Source organism: Portibacter lacus (assembly GCF_021533215.1).
Classification (GTDB): domain Bacteria; phylum Bacteroidota; class Bacteroidia; order Chitinophagales; family Saprospiraceae; genus Portibacter; species Portibacter lacus.
Genome location: NZ_JAJNKA010000001.1, coordinates 535725 through 559209 on the forward strand (window position 1 = coordinate 535725; position 23485 = coordinate 559209).

General features: G+C 36.0%; 9 protein-coding genes. 6 read left to right on the forward strand and 3 right to left on the reverse strand.

The features are described 5' to 3' along the window. Positions 1-157: 157 nt before the first annotated feature. Positions 158-1450 (forward strand): MATE family efflux transporter, encoded by a 1293-nt coding sequence (locus L2586_RS01965; protein WP_235291082.1) that lies wholly within the window; start codon positions 158-160, stop codon positions 1448-1450. A 111-nt stretch (positions 1451-1561) separates the two neighbouring features. Here the strand turns inward: L2586_RS01965 and L2586_RS01970 are convergent, their stop codons facing one another. Together L2586_RS01970 and L2586_RS01975 are read right to left on the reverse strand one after the other, a co-directional pair. Continuing rightward, positions 1562-5143 carry a reprolysin-like metallopeptidase gene (locus tag L2586_RS01970; RefSeq protein ID WP_235291083.1) on the reverse strand — a complete coding sequence of 1194 codons (3582 nt, stop codon included), beginning with the start codon at positions 5141-5143 and terminating at the stop codon, positions 1562-1564. 112 nt (positions 5144-5255) lie between these two features. Continuing rightward, the gene (locus tag L2586_RS01975; protein WP_235291084.1) at positions 5256-8726 is read right to left on the reverse strand and encodes a hypothetical protein; all 3471 of its coding nucleotides are present in this window, start codon (positions 8724-8726) and stop codon (positions 5256-5258) included. 216 nt (positions 8727-8942) lie between these two features. Here L2586_RS01975 and L2586_RS01980 point away from each other — a divergent pair, with 216 nt between their 5' ends. Beyond that, positions 8943-10871: a peroxidase family protein gene (locus tag L2586_RS01980; protein ID WP_235291085.1), complete on the forward strand. Its 1929-nt coding sequence runs from the start codon at positions 8943-8945 to the stop codon at positions 10869-10871. Between the two features lie 1357 nt (positions 10872-12228). On the opposite strand, the gene L2586_RS01985 is transcribed toward L2586_RS01980, so the two are convergent. Continuing rightward, positions 12229-13131, reverse strand: a complete 903-nt coding sequence (locus L2586_RS01985; protein WP_235291086.1) for a lysophospholipid acyltransferase family protein — start codon at positions 13129-13131, stop codon at positions 12229-12231. A gap of 142 nt (positions 13132-13273) precedes the next feature. On the opposite strand from L2586_RS01985, the gene L2586_RS01990 reads away from it, so the two are divergent. The 4 genes from L2586_RS01990 (at position 13274) to L2586_RS02005 (ending at position 22906) form a co-directional block, all read left to right on the forward strand. Beyond that, positions 13274-13930 carry a response regulator transcription factor gene (locus tag L2586_RS01990; protein WP_235291087.1) on the forward strand — a complete coding sequence of 219 codons (657 nt, stop codon included), beginning with the start codon at positions 13274-13276 and terminating at the stop codon, positions 13928-13930. A gap of 162 nt (positions 13931-14092) precedes the next feature. Next, positions 14093-17155, forward strand: a complete 3063-nt coding sequence (locus tag L2586_RS01995; RefSeq protein ID WP_235291088.1) for a T9SS type B sorting domain-containing protein — start codon at positions 14093-14095, stop codon at positions 17153-17155. Positions 17156-17189: 34 nt separating this feature from the next. Beyond that, positions 17190-18104, forward strand: coding sequence for a PorP/SprF family type IX secretion system membrane protein (locus L2586_RS02000; RefSeq protein ID WP_235291089.1), 915 nt, complete (start codon positions 17190-17192; stop codon positions 18102-18104). 332 nt (positions 18105-18436) lie between these two features. After that, the gene (locus tag L2586_RS02005) at positions 18437-22906 is read left to right on the forward strand and encodes a T9SS type A sorting domain-containing protein (RefSeq protein ID WP_235291090.1); all 4470 of its coding nucleotides are present in this window, start codon (positions 18437-18439) and stop codon (positions 22904-22906) included. The last annotated feature ends 579 nt before the right edge of the window (positions 22907-23485 follow it).

Consider the following 23485-nt stretch of genomic DNA (forward strand, 5'->3'; position numbering starts at 1 on the left):
AGCCAGAAAAAACAGGCCTATAAAAAACAGATTTTTTATAAAAGACTTACTTGTCAAAAATTTGAAAATTGAACTTGCCAATAATAAATAAAATTTGAAAGGCGAAAGATAGTTATTAAAGGTGATTAATCAATGATATATTGTGCATTTATAGTATATGAACAAAGAAATTCTACGTCTAGCTATTCCGAATATCATAAGTAATATCTCTATACCATTGCTTTCTTCGGTCGATACAATTCTAATGGGGCACCTCTCAGCAGTAGAATTAGGCGCGGTAGGAATAGGTTCTATGATCTTCAATTTTGTGTACTGGAATTTCGGATTTCTTAGGATGGGGACGACAGGAATGACAGCCCAGGCGTATGGACGAAAAGATCAGCATGAGATTTCTGCATTACTACAACGATCATTATTGTTATCTTTTGTTATCGCAGCTTTGATCATGCTATTAATGTTGCCGATCGCTCAGGCTTCCTCGTACTTAATGAATGTCCCTGCTGATCAACAATCCTTTGTAAATGATTATTTCTTTACTCGAATATGGGCGGCTCCTGCTTCTCTAGGATTATACGCGTTGCTTGGTTGGTACTTCGGGATGCAAAATGCCAAGATTCCTTTGTTGATAACGGTTGTCATTAATTTGACGAATATAATTCTAAGTTACTATCTGGTTAAGATTCAAGGATATGGTATTCGAGGTGTTGCACTAGGAACAGTGATTGCTCAGTATCTCGGATTTTTTCTTGCACTCTTTATAATTGCTTGGCAGTACCGGATTTATGTGGAGCGGATTCCGCTTAAGTTACTTATTGCAAAGGAGAAAATAGGTCGCTTCTTAAATATCAATAGAGATATATTTCTAAGAACGATCTGCTTGACTTTTGCATTTGCATTCTTATATAGTCAGGCTGCTCTAGAAGGAGAATTGTTTTTAGCGGCCAATGTTATTTTGCTACAATTTATGAACTGGATGAGCTACGCAATAGATGGTTTTGCTTATGCTGCGGAAAGCTTAGTTGGTAAATTTCATGGAGCTAGTGATGAGCGAAATACCAAAAAGTCGATTCGGTATTTGTTCTCATGGGGACTGGGCTTTGCGATCTTATTTACAATAGTTTTTTGGGGATTAGGGGATCATATCATTCGTTTATTTAGCAATCAAGCGGATGTTATAGAAAAAACCAAGAGTATGATAGTTTGGGTGATTTTGCTTCCGATTGTATCTTTTGCTTGTTATATCTGGGATGGCATATTTATAGGATTAACAGCTTCACAGTCTATGAGAAATGCAATGGTTATTTCAATCTTAATTTACCTAGGAAGCTATTTTGGAATGGAATACTTCTTTGGAATCAAAGATATTTGGCTGGCAATGCTCATTTTTATGGGTGCACGAGGATTAATACAGACGCTGTTTTATGCCAAGCATGGCTTAGCATTGAAATAGTAATGCAACCTTAATAGTTCTAGACTAACTTTCCGCTAGATACGCTCTGTTATTAAGATCAGTTCTTGATATTTACAAGAATCAACATTGACATAAATCAAATGCCTTATCTTATTCTACCACTATTTTTCGAACGCCTTTATACTGATCACTTTCTACAACGACAAAGTAAATCCCTTTCTGAATTCCAGTGATATTAACTTCTAATTGATCATTTCTAGTAAGAATGGAATGCTTTATTTTTCTACCTGCTACATCTACTAAGGAAACATTCAGATTATCTTGAATACCATCAAATACAATGCTGAAATGACCAGAGGCCGGATTCGGGAATATATCGAAAGCCAGTTGGCTAATTTCATCAACTCCTAAAACAGTATTGTTATCGATCACGATATCAAATGTGGTTAGCGCTATCCAGCCACCTTCGCCATCTTCTACCGTAAATTTAAAGTAATCATTATCTCCTTCACCGTTGTTAGAATATCTTAAAGAAAGATTATCGATGTCTAATTGCGAAAATTGACTTCCTACATATAACGTATCATTATTAATCAGAAGCATACCATTTTCTGGCAATGAAACTAGAGTATACACTAGTTCATCGTTCGTGTTGTTATCATCTTCAGATAATAGAAAGTCACTTGAAATTCGTCTGCCCACACCGGAAGGAAGTGGCATTTCTATATTATTTACGATGTACGGATTTTCAAGGACTGCATTAGAACAAAGCTCTAAAGTGTATTCTTGGACGGACCCACCGTTACCAACTTTCGTATCGGTCAGACTGAACAGCCATTTGCCAGCTATATCCTCACCGATGAAAGTATCTAACTTCTCTTCTGGTTGGTAAAACTTACCTTGATTAAGCGGGCAAGTTATTCCTGTTAATGCATCGTCATCAAATCCGGCATTAAAGTCGGATTGGTTTCCGCATTTTTTATTAAATAAAAGCACTTTAGTTCCAGCGGGACTGGTTAGCTCTCCTTTTAATTCGCTTACCCATGAATGCGAACCTCTTATTTTCTGAATGTTTACGTCCTTTACTTGGCCCTCGCCGATAACTTCGATCGGCATATCTATGGTAATTACTCCAGATTGAGATATACCTAAAGGAACATCGTTGTATTCGTAAGTGGAGCAGCTTACAGACTCCGTAGCAAAAGTGTATATTTCACTTGGTGCTGATTCTACGCATTCATTTACTCCGATTACTGTCCAGTAATAAACAGTGTTTTTTGATAGTATATCAGGTAGGTTTAGGAAGGTATCTTGGGTAGAGAATTCATAAAGGTATCCTGATAAATCTTCACGGAATGATGGATTGTCTGAAATCTTAAATGTATACTCACTTGCATCTGAATCAGGTAGCCATGTGAATTGCGATGAAACGACATTTCCTGAAGACCCAAGTAGTGGAGTAACTGCAGCGATGTCAGAAAAATCTGAACTAAGTAAATCTAAAGTTATAGATCTTCTCACCGTATCACTCGTGGTCTGCGCTTCTATGTCAAGTTTTATTATTCCACTGATAGATGGATCTGAGAAACTAATAGTTGCACTGTTTGATTCTCCGGGATTAATTACATTCTTGTCAAAATTGACCTCCATACCTTCTACAATTCCGCTTGTTACCTTGAAAGAAATGTCTTCGCTAAAATCCAATAAAGCTTCTGAACCGAAATCGAGAACGATATCATCTGGGACACAGTTTCTAGTATAACTAGGCGAATAAGTAAAGATAAAACCTGGATTCTCTGCTTCTTCTATCGTGATGTTCTGGTTAGAAATATCAAAAAAGATATTGTTAGCTGCTTTTATTTTAAATCGTGCCTGTGTGGTGACAACGTTAGGAACAAATATTTTCTCTATTCCATCATTAGGAGTTCCTGTGAGGATCGGATAATCATAGGTGAATCCACCGTCGGTCGATAAGAAAATATCTACAGATTGGCAATTAATAATATCATTATCTGTATTCGCTACCTCCCAAGTGATCTCTATTTCCTCTCCAGCATGCACTGTGACGGCACTATCTGGAAAAGAAACTAAAAATGGTCCTGCTGAAGAACTTGCATAAAATTCAATTTCTTCCCAAGCAACACCACCAGATTCTGTATTGTTATCTCTAGCGATGAATTGGAAATTAAGATCTCTGTCATAAGTTGGGAGCACTTCCGTTTTGTCATAAACATTAGTTATTATGGACTCTATCTTAGGAAAAACTCTTGTAGGGCTAGTATTCGGATACGCAGAAATAAATAAAGGACTATTATCTACTGGCTCCCCTGGAGTGGCCTTTGGGCCTAGATTGAATTGCTCCCAGTTGTAGGTGAGTTCATCTTCAGGATCATCTGTTGCAATGCCAGTTAATTCAAATGGTGTACTGATCGGAATGGAAAAACCACCTTCTATAGGAATATTAACTTCTGGAATATTATTAGTTGTTTCGACTAATGTAGCACAATTGTTACCAAAAAATGCTCTCGTATATTCGGTTATTTCTATGAGGGAACTCACATGATAATAATCGTCAGCCACACCCACAACATTCAATTCAGAACCGCATAAACCTCCATAAGACATTATAGTGCTTCCACTGCCTGGCTCGTATGCTGTACTAGAACTTTCATTTCCATTACAATTGTTAAAGGTATGATTAGAACCCAGTTGGTGGCCGACTTCATGCGCAGCAACTCTGATGGCCATTGCAGTAATATCATTGCTATAATGACAAGTAACTCCGCCACCTTTATTTCCTGAACAGGCACTTCTGATAAATGCTATTCCTCCAGTATCGTCACATCCTCTCGTATATACATGTCCGATATCAAAATTAGCAAAGCCAATTCGATCGCTTATTACTTTCGTGTTCTCACTTAAAAGTGTTCCACCTGTATTGCCATCAGGGTATGGATCTGTGTCAGCATCTGAAAAGATTAATTGGTCATTTTCATCAACAATGATTAATCGAATTGCGAAATCATTCTCTAAAGCTTGATTCATTCTGTTCACAGATTTCATCATTTCGCCTAGGACATCTTCTTTCGAAGGCCCATAAAAGGCACCAAACTCTCCAGTACATGCCAGAGCGAATCGATAAGTTCTTAATGGAAGGTTCTCACCTGTACTTCTCGTAGAAACACTTAGCTCACTTTCTTTAATTTCTGAAGCCAAAGTCCCACAAGTGTAACTCATGGCATTTTCATCTACGAAATCACTCAAGAAATAAGAAATATAAAAGCGATCCTCTTTGTCTGCATATCGGTCTATCGAATAACTAGCACCCGGAGAAGCAACCGTCGCATAGAAACCGGTGTTGCTGATACCTAAATTTATTTTTGCTCTTTTATTATGTGGATTGTAACCTTTATATGTTCTTATGTTAGGATATCTAGCGGCAATTCCGTCTTCCATCATCTTAACCTCCTTCACAACATATTCTTCCATTTCACCAGCTGGATTAAAAAGAGTGATCTTTTTATAGTCGCCATCTGCGCTAACATTCTGAGTTAGGTAGTTTTTAATTGCATTGATATCCAACTGAGCAACGCTGTATTTATTCGGAATAATAGAACGTTGATTCCTATTTGACAATGTTAGATCTGACTCAAGAATAGGTTTGAAATAGGATTGTCCTACAGAAACATTGACAATGAATAGAAAAATTAGTGTTGCAGAAAATATTTTCATGGATATGATTTAGAACTAGATATTGTATTCATTAACGAAAAAATGGAAACAAAGTTAGAAAGTCTTCCAACTTTATAAGTAGATTTTTAGATTATTCCTCTGTTATGTACATCTAGAAACTACTCTTTACTTGAGCTCTACCCACGTGAACAGTGTCTTTATCTCCTGTCTTTCTGCCTTCATAGGAAATACTGACATCTATATTTTTACGAATTCGTTTAGAGTAGTCTATAGACCATAATATGTTTTGGCCATCCTTAAGGCCGTCTAGCATACTCAACTCTAAGGAAGTATTAGGCACGCCATTATAATTGACATCGGCATATTTTATTTCGGCCATAATACGAGAGTCGCTTTTCTGAGAATAAGTCAGACCAAGGTTGAGATCGTTAATTAGCGCTGCTTCTCCTTCTAAGCCGTCCAGATTCTCTTTGTTTTCATACTTGTAGTCAACATTCAGACGGAATTGCTGGCCTATTCGGTAAGCAAGTTGAGGTTCTACTCGGTTACCTTTTATCAGGAAGTCATTATTAGAATACGTTTCGGAGGTAAGTGACCGCTGAGCTAAAGTTGCGATTACGATGAAATCCACATTTCTACTTATGGCTATTCTATTTCTCCAGTAGTATTCCTTGAACCCCCTTTGCTCATAGCCCTGGGTTTGCACAAGTTTATTGTTGTTATTTCGCATTCCTACTTGCGAGTCAAACTTTGGATTTCCTTTATTGAAAAATAAGATGCCATTGTATAAAGAACTATAGCTAACCAAGGATGTATCTTGATCCGTAAATTGGCTTGTAGAAAAAACATTACTACTTCCTTTGTTCTTATTGTCTAAGCGGTAATTCGAAATGATAGACCATCTGGAAATGAAATTTTTAACCCTAGTTTTCTCCTTTTGAGCTCGGAAGAAAATTTTTGGCTCGATTCTCAAGGATTGGGTTAAGCCCGAGTTATTCGTTCTTATAAATTCATTGTTGAATAGATTAATTCTAACGAAGTTAGCTTCATCCTTATACGGTGCAATTTGGAATTCATTTCGTTGTTGAACACCGTCTCCATCATCGATCCAGATGTACTCTCCTTCTCCAGGTAGAACTTCCCGAAAGTCAAATTCTATTTTGGGCTCTTGACCACTGGAAACTTTATAATTGATACTGCTATTAAATGCGCCTTTCCAGAATCGAAGAATGTGATTTAGATTTCCTAGCAAGACCGTGTTATTGGTTTCTTCAGTCAATGTTTCATCGCGAATCATTAAATCTCTAAAGGTAAATGCCCAGCTCGCAGAGGAGAAAGTCTTTAAGTTCCAACTTCCATTTAATTCATATTCATTGGCAGTAGTGGTCAATGTGAATTCCCCAGGCTTAGGAGAGTAATCGTTTCGTTGATTAAAGCCTACACCGAATCTAAATTTATCTTTTTCATCACTCTTTATGAAGAACTTGGAATAGTCATATAGGAAGCTGGTCGCGTTCAGAGTATCCACTTGTAGTTGTCTAATTTCATTCCTTTCTTGCTCTCTATAATAACCAATGCTCCAGTTATCCAGCTTAGAGAATTTCTTAGTAATATTGATTTTTGGCCTTGCAAATGTTGTGTTAATTGTTTTCGAAGTAGATGTTAAGTAGTTGTTGTTAAAGTTCACTTCGAATCCACTATTCTTAGCATTGGCAGTAACGTTATGCCTGTTTCCTTCATAGAAACCAAACTGGGAAAAATTAGAATAAGTGTACCCCAGAGAAGCAAGATCTTTCACTTGCTTCAGATTGAATCCGAAATCACCGAGAAACTCACCAGTTAAGACTTCAGGATCCACATTCCAGTCTCTATTAAATTCCGCATTTCTGTAAGGATTAAATGCTCTGAAATTCTCTCCCTTGGATTCCACGAGCAATTGTGGAGAAAAGGTCCAGTTTTTCTTTTTTCCGAAAGCTATTTTATTAACAAATTCCATTCTGCCACTTAAGCCAACATTATCATTATCCTGAATCTCAGAAAACCTATTCAGATCAAAATAGGACATTCCTAATTCCATATTAGCTCTAGCATTTTTGTTAAAGGAGTAGGTTCCTTTTAGTGCATACATTTGTTTCTGTTCAGGAGCTACAAGTCTAATAAAAGGTTCATAGTTACCCTGCCCTGGGCCGACAAATTTATACACTCTTCCGTTTGCATTTATGGCGGTATTTATGGCATAGGATCCTGCCTTTTCACCAACATCTGAAAAGCTTGCTTGATATTTCGCACTGTCAGGATTGCTAGTGAAAACAAGAATGGAGTCAGCAAGGATAGGATTGTATTCTTTTTTATAATAAATTTGATTTGCGCTGTATTCATCTAAGTTGGTCCTAACTCCTGACCGAATCGCGGTTTCGTCTTGGTCGCCAGCTTGACTAAGTAGAAACAGGTCAGTAGAATCTAGTTCAATATTACCAGTAGTGCTTTTGCTATCTTGTTCACTAACCATATTGAAATCGAGATTAAATTTCCCTTTTTTATATGCGGAGTTGTATTGGTATAAAGATCGCAGGTATTTCTGATCAGCGTATTCGAATTCGACAATAATCCTACTATCTTTTGTGACAAGTCTATTCGTGGTGAAAATAATTTCTGCTCTATCGTAAAAGATAACATAATCATTTTCTTCACCTCTAGTTAGCAATTTACCATCGAAGTAAACCTTTTCAGTTCCGGAAAGAATAATTAAAAATCGTTCTCCCTCGCTACCGGTTAACTTATACGGACCTTGATTTCCCTCTGCAACTTTTAGCGTGTTTCTTGAAAATTTACCTCTAGAAATCGCTGCACTTCCTTTTTGGAATAGACTGCCATTTTTACCGAAGTCATTTTCTTGGATAACAGAAACTCCTTGCAGCTTTTTATAATAATTAATAAAGTATGAATTAGGACGCGCTATTTCATAATCACCGGCGAGGAGGGTAGTGTTTTTTCTTTTTAGTTGGATGAATACTTTATCGAAATCTTGAAGCTGCTGCGTCGTTCCTTCAGGCTGAATAGGAATGTTAGCATCAGAAATGGAAGCTAGAATTTCTAAGTCATCTGACAATTTTCCACCTAGTTGTAGATTAAAACTAGAATTCAGTACCAAGCTTTGGCTATTACCAAAAGAAAGTCCTCTAGAAAAACTACCATCATATTCTAGACCTTTAGAAAATAGTAATTCGTTGTCTTTTTGGTCATAAATATTGAAATCATAACCAATATATATTTCATCTGGTCGCGGAAGAACTTTAGTGCTGTCTAGATGAGAATAAGGAATTCCAAAGCGAACAGGAAAAACCCTATACATAATATTTATACTATCTGAGATAGTGGTATCATCAGGGTTTATTGGTCTAATATGTAGACTATCATTAAAAATATTAAATAAAAATTGATCATTTATTAATGAGTCGCCTTGAAATAATTGCAGTGATCCACTTACGACACTTAAGGTGTCTAGAGGAATCGGAGAATCTTTTACGTTTATTTTTTTTAACCTGATATTAGACAAGTCACCTTGCGCAAAGGCAGACATGTAGGTACTTAGGCCAATAAAAAAGATTAAAAAGATTCTCATAAAGTAACTTTGCGAAAAGTTCTATTCGTGCTATAAGTAACGATTACCGACTTCGCATATTCTAAAAAAATGAAAAAAATGCAATTTGAATTCAATAAATTAAGCACATATTACATATATTTGTAATATGTTCAGTGGTTTTTGTGCAAAATTAAACATATAAATGGTAGACATATTTAGCTAAATGTTTATCTTTGCCCTTTGATTGATTATCTCATGAAGCAGAACAGTAGATATACAACTTTTAGATTTTTCCTATGTGCACTTCTTGCACTTGTTAGTGTATATGGATATAGTCAAGATACAAGGACTTTAGATGGTTCAGGAAATAATACCCTCAATGCAAGTAAAGGTGCATCGGGAACGATTTTAAATAATATAACAAAGGTAGATTTTGCAGATGGTTATTCTATGCCATCGGCTCCAGATAGAGAAAATCCTAGAGTAATTAGCAATTTATTGTTTGCTCAGGAGGAAATCATGAATAATAAGGCACTGCTTAGTGATTACAATTGGGTTTTCGGGTTATTTATTGATCACGAGATTCACTTGATTAAAAATGCAGACGCTTCTGATCTTAGTGAGAATCTAGATATTACTCCTCCCGCAGATGACGAATTTTTCCTTCCGAATGAAAAGATTTTGATGACTAGAAGCAGATATGCTGAAAGTACTGGCACTGAGGAAGGAAATCCTAGAAGATATGTTAATGAAAATACAGCTTTTTTAGATGGTTCAGCCATTTATGGAGTTGATGAGGAAAGAGCTAACTGGTTAAGAAGTCACGTTGATGGTAAGTTGAAAGTTTCTGAGAATAATTTATTACCATGGAATACGACAGATGGTAAGTTTAATTCTCCAGTTGATGTTTCTGCACCATTCATGAAAGATGAAACTCATAAATTAGTCAAGTATTATGTTGCTGGAGATACAAGAGCAAATAAGACGCCATTGCTAATTGGCTTACACACTCTATTTGTGAGAGAGCATAATCGTAATTGTGATATTATAAAGAATAATAGGCCAGACTGGAATGATGAAGAGATTTATCAACATGCGAAAAGGATTACCTCTGGAATTCTACAGTCTATCGTATACAATGAATGGTTACCTGCGCAAGGAATTAGTATTCCTCCGTATCAAGGTTATAATGAATTAATAGATCCTTCGATTTCTAATATTTTCTCTGCTGCTGCATTTGATATGGGAGCCACATTTATCAATTCTAATGTTATTAGAATGAATAATAATGGAGATGAAATATTAGGATCTCTTTCATATAGAGACGGATATTACAATCCAGATGCAGTTTGGCTTTCAGGTGGAATCGAGCCATTCCTTAAGGGGATGGGAACTCAGTTGCAACAAGAAGCTGATTGTAAAATGATCGATGATATTAGGAACTTCAGATTAGGAGAACCTGGTGAAGGAGGAATGGATATTGCTGCTATTAATATTAATAGAGGCAGAGATAGAGGGATTTCGGATTACAACACGGTAAGACAAGATTTAGGTTTGCCAGCGATAAACCAGTTTTCAGATATTTGTGCTGATCCAACTGTTACCGCTAAAATGGAACAGATTTACGGAAATATTAACAATATAGATCCGTATGTTGGAATGTTGGCGGAAGATCACAAGAATAATGCTACTTACGGAGAGTTAGGAATTACGATTCTAGCTAGACAGTTTAGAATGATTAGAGATGGAGATCGTTTCTTCTACCTGAATGATCCTTTGTTATCCAATAGTGAAAAGGAACAAATCACGAATACGAAGTTGTATCATGTAATATCTAGAAATACAGATATTGAGCTAATGCAAGAGAATGTTTTTCTTGCGATGTTGCATGAAAACATTCCTAATGGTCCGGATTTAGAAAGATTGCAACTAAATGCAGCAATTTTCCCTAATCCTATTATCAATGGAGAAACTAACATTAAAGTTTATACTGAAAGAGATTCAGAGCTTAGTCTTCAGTTATTTGATAATATGGGTAGGCTTATCAGAAGTGCTACAGTCGAAATCACAAAAGGTGATAATATCATCCCAGTAAATTATTTTAATGATTTACCAAAGGGCGCTTATAACTTTAAGCTTGAGAATGACATAGGAATTTTCACAGTCGTTAAAGCCATTAAGTAAATATTATCAGGTATTTATTTTCTCGTTATCCTTAAGAGTTTTCCATCTAAAGAATTACAGACATAAGCTTAGAGATTTGCGTAATCTGCGGGTCACTTTTTCACTGTCCACTTTTCTCTAATTTACACACCCTATCAAAAAATATTCATAGCATCCGCTGGTAATCGGACAAGTTCCGCTGGTAATCGGGCAAGTTATTCATGTGGTACCGAGAGTTTTTTACTATCCTGCCATGCCATCTATGCTGTTCCTGTATTTCTGAGATTAGGTTTTTTTATGAAAACAGGAAATGAACGTGACTTTATGTTTTAAATCTGCGTTAATCTGTGTGATTTGCGGGCATCTTTTTATGCAGCAGACCATTCAACATTAAAAAAATATTCATAATATCCGCTGGTAAACGGACAGGTTCTTCATGTGAAACCAAGAGTTTTTTACTATCCAGCTATGCCATCTATGCTGTTCCTGTATTTCTGAGATTAGGCTATTTTTATGAAAACAGGAAATGAACGTGACTTTATGTTTTAAATCTGCGTTAATCTGTGTGATTTGCGGGCATCTTTTTATGCAGCAGACCATTCAACATTAAAAAAACATTCATAGTGTCCGCTGGTAATCTGGCAGGTTCTTCATGTGAAACCAAGAGTTTTTTACTATCCAGCTATGCCATCTTAGCTGTCCCTATATTTCTGAGATTAGGCTTTTTGTGAAAGCAGGAAATGAACGTGACTTTATGTTTTAAATCTGCGTTAATCTGTGTGATTTGCGGGCATCTTTTTATGCAGCAGACCATTCAACATTAAAAAAACATTCATAGTGTCCGCTGGTAATCGGACAAGTTCCGCTGGTAATCTGGCAAGTTATTCATGTGGTATCGAGAGTTTTTACTATCCAGCTATGCCATCTAAGCTGTCCCTATATTTCTGAGATTAGGCTTTTTGTGAAAGCAGGAAATGTACTTGACTTTTATGTTTTAAAATCTGCGTTAATCTGTGTGATTTGCGGGCATCTTTTATGCAGCAGTCCATTCAACATTAAAAAAAACATTCATAGTGTCCGCTGGTAATAGGACAAGTTCCGCTGGTAATCGGGCAAGCTATTCATGTGTGGTATCGAGAGTTTTTTACTATTCAGCTATTCCATCTAAGCTGTCCCTATATTTCTGAGATTAGGCTTTTTGTGAAAGCAGGAAATGTACTTGATTTTATGTTTTAAATTTGCGTTAATCTGTGTGATTTGCGGGCATCTTTTATGCAGCAGACCATTCAACATTAAAAAATATTCATAGCATCCCCTGGTAATCGGACAAGTTCCGCTGGTAATCTGGCAGGTTCTTCATGTGAAACCAAGAGTTTTACTAGATATTATCTACTACTTCCTCCCCATTATATTGATGTTTCCATCGCTTATGACTCCATAGCCAGCTCCCTGGATTTTCTAGAATATCCTTTTCTAGACGGTGCATAAATGCGAGCGTAATTTGGCCATCACCAAATTCATTCGGATCTGTAACGAGCCATTCTAATACTAATTCATATTTGCCCCGGCCTTTACGAATAGGACAGCAATAGACAATGGGCATGTTGTATAGTCTAGCATATTTCTCAGGTCCATGAAGACAAGGAGTTTTTTGATTGAGAAAATCAATCCAATAACCAGACGCGGTATTAGACGGACTTTGGTCAGCAGCAAGGAGAAATAAAGCTGGTGGATTTGCATGAACATGCTTATCAAAAGCCAATTGCGTCTCTTTTAATTCGTAAAGCGATTCACCAGTATGGGACCTGGTTCTTTTCATATAATCTTCTAAGTATTTATTATGTAACTTTTTATAGAGCGCAACAGTGTGATGTTTTATGAAGTAGGGTGGTGATAATGCAGCCCATTCCCAGTTGTTGTAATGCCCAGCCACAAGAATAACTGATTGCTCAGATTCAAAGCAGCCATCTAATAATTCAGGATTCATAAATCTGTAACGATCCATGATTTGCTTTTTATTCATAGAAGCACCTTTAATCCCTTCCACCATAATGTCCGCTAGGTTTTTATATGCGGATTTGGCAATCAAATTAATGTCTGCATCGGACTTATCAGGAAAAGAATTTTTTAAGTTTGTAACGATAACTTTTTTTCTATATCCAGTAACTCTGAATAATAGAAAGTAAAGTAAATCAGCGATTTTGTATACTACCCAGAAAGGAAGTAGTTTAAAAATGAAAAGGAAGATTCTAAATGTGATATAACTTATGTATTTGCCCATATTTTAGCAAATATAAAACTATTGAATGTTTACTTATCATGGTTTTGTAAATAGCTGGCATCTAATTTGCATCTAATGTTTTAGCCTATGCTTAATCAAAGTCTGGTGTATATTTAGGAATCACGAAATCTTACTTTTCTTTATGTTAAATACAGTAATAATAGACAGTCAAAATCTCTTTACCGAAGGATTTAAATTATTACTGAATAACATGGAGCAACATAAGTTTAACTTTCTTAGTCTAAGCTTTGATGACCTTTTGAAAAAAGACCAAAGTGCAAAAGTTGATCTGCTTTTTTTGGAGTTAGATATGAAGCTACTGGAAGAACAAAAGCAGATTAGGAAGATTAGGAGGTTAAGAAAAGATACGAAAATTGCAATATTATCGACGTTTGATAATACGAAGGTTGTAAGAGAATCGTTTCAAAGTGGTATCGATGCTTATTTCTTGAAAAATACAACACTTGAAGAAGTGGAAAAGGGAATAAGTGAAGTACTAAAAGGGAAGACCTTTATGACAGAAGGTTTAAGACTTACCCCTAAAATAGGACATAAACCTAAATCTGAGGTAAGACAGAACCTTTTTGGTGATCATTATCAGATTAAACAAAAATTGACCAAGAGAGAAAAAGAGGTGCTAGAACAAATAGTTTTGGCAAAATCAAATATTGAAATTGGAGAACTATTATTTATTAGCGAGCAAACAGTAGGAGTACATAAAAAAAATATCATGAGAAAATTAGGAGTACACAATACAGTTTCGCTAGTTAGGTTCGCCATAGATAACAACTTGGCATAAGTATTGTATTAGGATAATTGCTAATATTAGCCTACTTGAATTCAAGTGGCACGAATATTGGTTTTAATATACATGAAATACGAGTCTGGAAAATCTTAGAAATGAGTTTATGATAAAACTATTTCTATCTTTGTGTCCGTATTTTACAATTAAAAAATTAATATGCAAATCACAAAAAGTCCCTATAACATGGTAAAGAAATGCGCTCTATTTTTACTTGGACTATTCGCAATAATTCAAGTTTCTACTGCTCAGGTCGTCGTTAAGATTAGTGACGATGCAACAGACGTAGGAGGAACAGTTGACATGGATGTTACGTTTGATAACTTTTCCGATATTATTGCTTTTCAATATTCTATCGACTGGGATGAAACAAAGTTTTCGTTTAATTCTATTGTAAATGTTACAACTGATTTAGATCAATTTACGGCAGGAGGAATAGGCACACCAGCAAGTGGTGGAGATGCAGGAGTTATTACTGTTTCTTGGAGTAAAACGAATACCCAACCAGAAACATTAGCTGATAATACAAGAATGTTCACATTAAGGTTGAATGCTATTGGTAGTGCTTGTGATGTTTCCGATGTGAAATTATCGAATACGCCTACGGTAATTGAATTTTCTGATAGTAATACGAATAATGTGGGAGCGACACCTGAAAATGGAGAAGCTTCTATTAATGGCACAGGATGTAATAGCGGAGGTGATGATCTAGTTATTACAGTAGACGATGTAACAGCTAATTCAGGAGATAATAAATGTGTACCGATTACAGTAAGTAATTTTATAGATATTCAAGGAGTTGTTTTTGGTGTGAAATTCGACCCATCTATAATAAAATATACAGGCTTTCAAAATGCAAATTTACCTGATTTTTCTTCAGGAAATATAGCAGATAATAATTCGGAAGCAGGAGAAGTAAATGTATTATGGTTTGATAATTCAGTAATGAATCCAGTAACTTTAGAAGGAACATTATTGGAATTGTGCTTTGATGCTATAGGAAGTGGTGGAGATGTAAGTGATGTAGAGATTGTTGATCCAGCAACTTCTGAAATTGAATTTACAAACTCAGATGAAAATGCGGTTCCATATGAAGTTAACCAAGGATCATTTACGATAGAAGGAATGGGAAATCCTAATGATTTTATGTTAATCGCAGATGATATTAATATTAATATGGGTGAGACTGGTTGTGTACCTATTTCAGTTGCCAATTTTAATAGCATTCAGACGATGCAGTTTGTAGTGAAATGGGATCCAACTCAACTACTGTTTACAGAAGTGAAATCACTTAACCTTGATCAGTTATCTGATGATAACTTAACATTGAAAGATGATGATAGAATAAGAATATCATGGAGTAATGCTTCTAGTGCAACAGTTGCAGATGGTACAGTAATTTTTGAGGTTTGCTTAGAAGCAAAAGGAGATTGCGACGCAACATCATCTATCGATTTTACAAGTGATCCGTTTTTCGCAATCGAAGTGAGTAATTCTTCGAATGATTTAGTACCTGTTAGCAGAACATCAGGATCTGTGAAGATCGATTGTGATGGATGTAGCATAGCTATTCGCTCATTAGAGAAACCAAGCTGTCCAGGTGAAGCAGACGGAAATATACTTGTGAATGTGGGGAGCCCAGGAGTAACTTATAACTGTATATGGAAAAATAGTGCAGGAACAGTTATTCAAGAAAGCAGCTCTTGTGATCTTGAAAATGTTGCAGCAGGAACTTATACCTTAGAAATAGATGATGGTGCAAGTTGCCAAGAAACAAGAACATTTACACTAGAAGATCCAGGAACAATTGTTTTCGGAGGTTCTAAGTCTGATGAAGATGAGTCGTGTGATGGAAGTATTAATCTGGAAATGATAGGAGGAACTGGTCCGTATACTTTCTTGTGGGAAAATGCTTCTACAGGTGCTATTCGAACAGAGTTATGCGCAGGTGAATACTGTGTAACTGCAACGGATGCTAATGGTTGTGTTGCTGAGACGTGTTTTACCATTAATGCTAATGGTCCAGGAGCATGTAATGTAGAGGTGACAGATAATAGATGTTTCGGTGATGATGATGGAGCAATCGATATAGATTTTTGCGGGGGAACTGGTCCTTACACGATTACGTGGTCAGGTCCATCCGGTGATTACACAACAGAAGATATAAGTGGTCTTGCCGCTGGTGACTATAATTATACCATAACAGATTCTTCAAATCCTGCATTAACAGGGACAGGATCGGTTACTGTAGGTCAGCCAGCTGAAATAATGATATCAAGTATGACTACGGCTTCCGATGGAGATAACGGTGCAATTGATATAACAGTAACAGGTGGAGTTGGACCTTACTCATATGTTTGGTCAGGAGGTCAGTTAACAGAGGATATTAGCGGGCTAGCTTCAGCAACTTATACGGTAATGGTTACTGATGAAAACAACTGTAGCGTAACTTCTGATCCTATTCAAGTTAATTCGAATACAATAAACTTTGTTAGAACAGGTGAATTTGATGCCTCATGTAATGGAGTTTGTGATGGTGTAATAGAAGGAACAGTCAGTGGAGGTTCTGGTGGATATACTTATAAACTAAATGATTCAGGTATTACATTCCCAGTAACAGGCTTATGTCCTGGAGACTATACATTTGAAATCACTGATGATAGTGGAGAAAGTATTACTTATCCGATAACGGTAGGTGATCCAGATCCACTTACCATTGAAATTCAAAATAAAATGAACTGTACTTCTGGTAATCAAGATGGATTTATAGAAGTAGAAGCACTAGGAGGTACACCTGAATATACTTTTACTTGGAATGTTACGGGTACAGGAAAGAGACTATCAAATCTTGGAGATGGTAAGTATAATGTTCTGGTAACTGATGCAAGGGGATGTACAGCAGCTAGAGAAAATATACAGATTATATGTGATGGGGGTGAATGTTTTACTTCTAGAACAATTATAACGCCAAATGGAGATGGAAATAATGATGAATTTATCATTATGTGTTCTGATGACTTTGCTAATAAGTTACTCGTATTCGATAGATGGGGGAAAACGGTTTTTTCACAAGATAGTTATGATAATACTTGGTTAGGAACCAATAGTAATGGAGATGAATTACCAGATGGTGGATATCTATGGATATTAGAAATCACTAATGGAGATGGCTCTAAAGAAATTAAGAAAGGAACAGTAAGTATTATAAGAGATCAGTTTTAACTGGAATAAAATCCTTAACTTTCAAAGCAATAACATGAACAGAATAATAATAGCTTTAGTATTAATAATGGGTATGTTCCTGAATGGGAATGCGCAAGAGAGAAGTGTATATACTCACCACTTTGTGAATCCTGTGCTAGTGAATCCAGCAGCGACTGGTTTTAGCGGTGATCATGGCATAGTACTTAATTACAATAATAAGTGGGCGGGCTTCGATAATGGGCCTAAAGCACTTACACTTTCGTATGATGGTCCGATTGCAAATCGACTTTCATTAGGTGGAATCTTATTTAGAGATGGATTTGCTGCAGAGGAGACGATTAAAGGACAGTTGTCGTTTGCGTATAAAATTCCAGCGGAAAATTATGAAATCAGTTTTGGGATAGCTACAGAATATTTACAGTTTGGATTATCTGGTCCAGCTTTAACTTCTCCATTAGTAAGCTATGATGATCCATTGATAAAGGATCGTTTAGCTGGAGCAAGATTCTTTGATGTAGCTGTTGCAACATATGGGACTTTTAATGATAATATAAAATTTGGATTAGTGTTACCTGGTTTAGTTAGGGCAAGATTAGATGATAATGGTGGAGAATCAGCACGTACAATTAATTATATCCTTCACTTAGGTTATCAGTATGATGTTCCAAATTATGACTTTTATATAGAGCCGTCCCTTTTTATTAAGCAATTGAGAGGTGTACCATTCCATGCAGATGTGAATCTAAAATTTGGATTTATGGAAGAGCAATTAATAGGAGGATTATCTTATGCACTGGGTTATGACCGCTTTGGCTTTTTGCTAGGCACACAGGTGAATAACTTTAAAGTGTTCTATTCATATAATGTATCACTAGAGGAGTCACAGGCTTATCATAATGGAATGCATGAAATAACGCTAGGATTTAACATAAGCAGGTTGAATCAAGAAGAAATAATGAATAAATAAGAAACAATAGATATTGTAATGGATTAGTATTTAGATTACTTAGATATGAAACATTTCTATAATATGAAAAATACCAAAATGTTGGTATTAAATCACAAGATCGAAAATGTATCTTTGTGTTTGTGAGTGCTGGGGCAAAAGTGTTCCTAAGTATTCTATTTATAATAAGACAACGAAAACTACAATTATTTTAAAGGCTATTTATTTTTGACGAAAGGTAGATAGTACTTACACAAGTTTTACTAGGGTAATTCCAAATTTTTTTGTCTTAAGTTAAATAAGGCTAACTTTTTTTTGAATTAAAATATATTTAATAACCAAAACTCAATCTCATGAATAAGGCGAATTTTACCTTCTTTCATTTGAAGAGGACTAAGATGCGTGGCGTAAATGTTGCTAGCTCTTTGTTCTTATTCTTAAGTTTGTTCTTCTCTGTTAACCTGAGCGGACAAGCGGCACCTTCCTGTGTAGGAAGCGTGAATATTTCACCAGATCCAGCACTGTGTTCTGTTGATGTAAACGTTGCGACTTTCGGTCTTAACGCTGATGTTGTCTATATAGATGGACTTCCTGCAGCTGCTTTGACTGGAAATGGAACTGCAACTGTTAATATCGATGTGACATTAATTCCTGCATTTCAGGCAAGTGGTATGGTAATGGATATCACATACAGTTTAATCCAAGGTACAGTTGATGCTCCTACAAATTCTTGTTGGGGTGTATTTGCATTGGAGGACAAAGCTCCGCCAGCAATCGTTTGTGCGCCGGATGTAACTATCGACTGTGATGATTATGTTGATGATGGTACTATCTTTATTACTCCTACAGTAGGAGGAATGGTAGCTTCTATCATTGAATGTACAACTATTTCTATTGATTCTTCAGATGCAAGAGTTAATGAAATGTGTGTAATGGATGTTATTACAAGAACTTATAGAGTAACTGACAGAAAAGGAAATGTTGCTACTTGTTCTCAATCAGTAACATTGAATCCTGAAGATCTTGCTGATCTTTCTTTACCTCCATTTTATGATGGTTTAGGTGATAGAGATGGTGTAGTTAGACCTGAAGTTACTATTAATGGAGTTGCATATACTGTTGTTGACAGTGGAATGATCCAGTGTAGTGATTTAGCTCTTTATAACTTATTAGCTAATGGTCATCCTTCACCGGATCCAAGTGCGTCTAACCCAGAATTGTTATATACTGGAAGACCTGGTGGATTTGAGTGTGGAACGATCAATGCAGAATTCGAAGATTTAAGAATCGAAATTTGCTATGATGCAGGTGAACCATGTTTACAAAATAATCCTTCTTTCAAAGTAGTAAGAGAGTGGACTATTTTAGACTGGTGTTCAGGTGATATCTTAGAATACAATCAAATTATTAAGGTAGCAGATACAATTGCTCCAGTAGCAACTGAGTTACCTGATGTAACTATTAGTACAGACCTTTGGGGTTGTGGTGCTACTTATACATTACCTGCAGCAGCTGCAACTGATAACTGTTCAGCTTCTTCAGCAATTACTGCTTCTTATGGTTCTTCTGAAGGAACAATCGTAGGAAACGTTTTAATCTTACCTTCTGTTGCTAAAACAATGCCAGGAGAAGAAGTTGAAGTATATGTAAATTACTCTGACTGTTGTGGAAACACTTCTATTGATACTTTCTTAGTAACTGTAGCGGATATGGTTCCTCCAGTTGTTGTAGCAGATGCACATACTGTAGTTTCTTTATCTCAGTATAATGAAGGTGGATTAGCAAAAATTTATGCTAGTACATTTGATGATGGATCACACGATGGTTGTGGACCGATTGCAATGTCAGTACAAAGAATGGGTTCTGCTTGTTCTGGAGACCTTCCAGGAGAAGGAGTTATTCCAGGTGATGATGATGATTTAGAAAACGAAGATGGAACTGATGACTCTGAAACAGGAGCAACAGGACTATGGTTTGATTATGTACATTTCTGTTGTGAAGATGTTCAGTTTGACGAAAACGGAGATCAAATACCAGTAATGGTTGTATTCAGAGTTTGTGATGATGCAAACATGGATGGAGAGATAGGAAATACTGGAGATTACTGTAATACTGCAATGGTAGAAGTTATCGTTCAAGATAAATTGCCACCAGCATGTGCAGTACCTGCTAATACTTCTATTAATTGTATTGATTTAGTAGCTATTCAAGATTTAGTTGACGCAGGTCCTTTATCTGAAGCTGACGTTGCTAAAGTAAATGCATTATTTGGTGAGTCAATCGGAGCTGCTACTTGTAATGTTGAGCAATCTGTTCAATTAACAGGTGGTGAAGTATGTGGAGACGGTGAAATCGAAAGAACAGTTGTTGTAACAAACACTGTTAATGGTAAAACTGCTACTTGTACTCAGACTATTGATGTTGTTGTTTTAGATGAGAACATCTTATCATGTGATGATATTACTTTCCCAGCTGGTTCTCCAGAAGCGACTGTAGTTAATCCTGATAACTCTATTGGTTACCACTGGTGTGATACAAACTACGATCAAATTGATGATACTGAAGACGGAACTTTCGTTGAAACTCAGAACTTTGGCGCAATCACTATCGATAACTGTGACGGTGTAACTATTACTCCTCCTGTTGTAAATATTGATAACCTTTGTTCAGAAGTAGGAATTAATCTTTCTTTAGATACATTTAACTTTAATGGTGGAGGATGTAAGAAAATCTTAGCTCATTGGGAAATTATTGACCAGTGTGTATTCCAAGAAAATTACTTACACAAACCATCTACAGATCCTAAGACATGGGAGGTTAATCCTTTCGTTGCTGAAAACGGATACTTTGAATTATATGTAGAATATGACTTATTTGACACAGAAGGTCCAATCATCGAATGTGGTGACGGAGCTGTAGTTGGATGTGGTGAAACATTAACTGGTGCATTAACTGCAACAGCAACTGATGCTTGTACTACTGATTCTCAGTTTTTTGGATGGTCTTGGAGACTTGATGTTGATGCAGATGGTGACATCGATGCACAAGGTGAAGGTTCTTCAGTGACTCCTGCTGATTTAGGTTTAACTTCTTTCCCAGAAGGAAATCACATAATTACTTGGATTGTTTCTGACGGATGTGGTAACATTTCTTCTAAAGATTGTCCTTTCGGATTAGAAATCAAAGATGAAAAAGCTCCTACTCCTTACTGTTATGACGGATTAGCTTCTGCTGTAATGTTAGGAAATGGATCAGTTACAATGTGGGCTTCTGATTTTGATAGAGGTTCTTTTGATGCATGTACTGATGTAACAGTAACTATTTTACCTGAGCAAGATGTTGTAGATGAAACTGATAACCCAAGAGCGAATCTTGAGAAATCAAAAGTAACTGTAACTAATGTAACAGATGGTGAAACAGTTTATGGTTGGGAATTTGGTTGTGAGTATATCGCAAACGGAGTTGCAGCTACTATCGATGTTAGATTGTATGTTGAAGATGAGGCTGGTAATTTCGATTACTGTACTGCAAGCTTTAGATTACAAGATAACTTAGGTGGATGTCCAGATGTTGATGGTGCATTACTTAATGTAGGTGGTAAAGTTGCTACTGAAGAAGGAAATTCTGTTGATAATGTTGTTGTTGAAGCAATGGCAGCTAATCCTGAATTCCCTAAGTATGCTAATACTGACGCTGACGGAAACTATGCATTCAATAACAATCCTGCTTTCTTAAGCTATGAAATCTCTTCAGTAAGAGATGATAGCCACATGAATGGAGTATCTACATTGGATTTAGTATTAATTCAGAAGCACATCTTAAATATTGAATCTTTAGATTCTCCATATAAGAGAATTGCTGCTGACATCAACAATGATGGAAGTATCAAAGTTGCTGATTTATTACAATTGAGAAAATTAATCTTAGGATTATACAACGAGAATAAACTACCTTCTAACGAAGCGTGGAGATTTGTTGACGCTGACTTCCAGTTTGCTGATGCATCTAATCCATTCCCTTTTGATGAAGTAATCAATATTGAAAGCTTAGAAACAGATGTTATGTCTGAGAATTTCGTAGCAATTAAAGTTGGTGATGTTAACAGTAATGTATCTTTAAGCAGCAATACTAACGCTACTGTAAGATCTAACAAAGCTGTAACATTTGATTTAAATAATGCAGACTTTGCTGCTGGTGAGATAGTTGAATTAGAATTTACTTCTGCAGACTTCAATGAAGTTTACGGATACCAGTTTACTTTAGAATTTGCTAAAGGATTAACTTTCAATGACATCGTACCAGGCGCATTAAACGTGACTGAAGCTAACTTTGGGTTGAATAAAATCTCTGAAGGTGTTATCACAACTTCTTACGACAATGTAAGAGGAGCAACTGTTGACGCTAACGAAGTATTATTCACAGTTAAATTTACAGCTACAACTGCTGGTTCTTTAAGCGACATGATTAATGTTTCTTCTAAGAATACTGCTGCTGAAGCTTATGTAGGTGCTTCTCTTGAAGTAAGTAATGTAGATGCAACATTCAGAACGAATGAAAATAATGCAGCTTCTTACGCACTTTACCAGAATGAGCCTAACCCGTTCAAAGGTGCTACAGTTATCGGATACGAATTACCTTCTGCTGCTAACGCAACACTTAAGGTATATGATGTAACTGGAAAAGTATTGTACACAACAACTGAAACAGGTGTTAAAGGATTTAACAGTATTACTGTTCAAAACTTAAACGCTTCAGGTGTTCTTTACTACCAGTTAGATTCTGATGATTTCACAGCTACTAAGAAAATGATTATCATCGAGTAATATCGATCTAATCTCCTTCTTAGCAAGCCGAAGATAAAATCGGTTTTTGGGATGGCCTCTCTCTAGTTTTCTAGAGGGGGGCTTTTTTTATGTGCTTAACTCATGGTAATCCTACTATATTAAGTTTAATTTTTTTTCTTCCAAATTGTTATTTTATAGTAATCTATACTTTTAATGTAGAATTTTCTTTTACTTCTATTATCTCCTAATTGATGCTTCTATTTCACTAGATTTTACTCGTTAATCAATCTTTAGTGGATTTTATGTTCCCTAATGTATCACCTCGATTTCTTTGTTTTTCTACGTAGAGCTCCTATATGCTCTGTATTCGCACTTATTATTTCCTATCCGTTTTTACATTAAAATTCTCATATATATTAAATACCTAAAATAAGGTACTATTACATATTATAAAAATATTATATTTGTATTTAGAAACAAGCCAACTGTTTATGGGTCATTTTATCTGACCTGCACAAATCTGAGTGATATATAAGAATAATATAGCATGGAGAAACGACTGCTCTGTGTGATTTTGGACTTTTCGTCTAAGGTATTTAATAACTACATTTTAATTTA

Bases quoted from the DNA above. Each gene is read 5' to 3' on its own strand.
- L2586_RS02005 (WP_235291090.1), top strand. From the start codon at position 18,437: ATGAATAAGGCGAATTTTACCTTCTTTCATTTGAAGAGGACTAAGATG.
- L2586_RS01975 (WP_235291084.1), bottom strand. From the start codon at position 8,726: ATGAGAATCTTTTTAATCTTTTTTATTGGCCTAAGTACCTACATGTCT.
- L2586_RS01995 (WP_235291088.1), top strand. From the start codon at position 14,093: ATGCAAATCACAAAAAGTCCCTATAACATGGTAAAGAAATGCGCTCTA.
- L2586_RS01970 (WP_235291083.1), bottom strand. From the start codon at position 5,143: ATGAAAATATTTTCTGCAACACTAATTTTTCTATTCATTGTCAATGTT.
- L2586_RS02000 (WP_235291089.1), top strand. From the start codon at position 17,190: ATGAACAGAATAATAATAGCTTTAGTATTAATAATGGGTATGTTCCTG.
- L2586_RS01965 (WP_235291082.1), top strand. From the start codon at position 158: ATGAACAAAGAAATTCTACGTCTAGCTATTCCGAATATCATAAGTAAT.
- L2586_RS01980 (WP_235291085.1), top strand. From the start codon at position 8,943: ATGAAGCAGAACAGTAGATATACAACTTTTAGATTTTTCCTATGTGCA.
- L2586_RS01990 (WP_235291087.1), top strand. From the start codon at position 13,274: ATGTTAAATACAGTAATAATAGACAGTCAAAATCTCTTTACCGAAGGA.
- L2586_RS01985 (WP_235291086.1), bottom strand. From the start codon at position 13,131: ATGGGCAAATACATAAGTTATATCACATTTAGAATCTTCCTTTTCATT.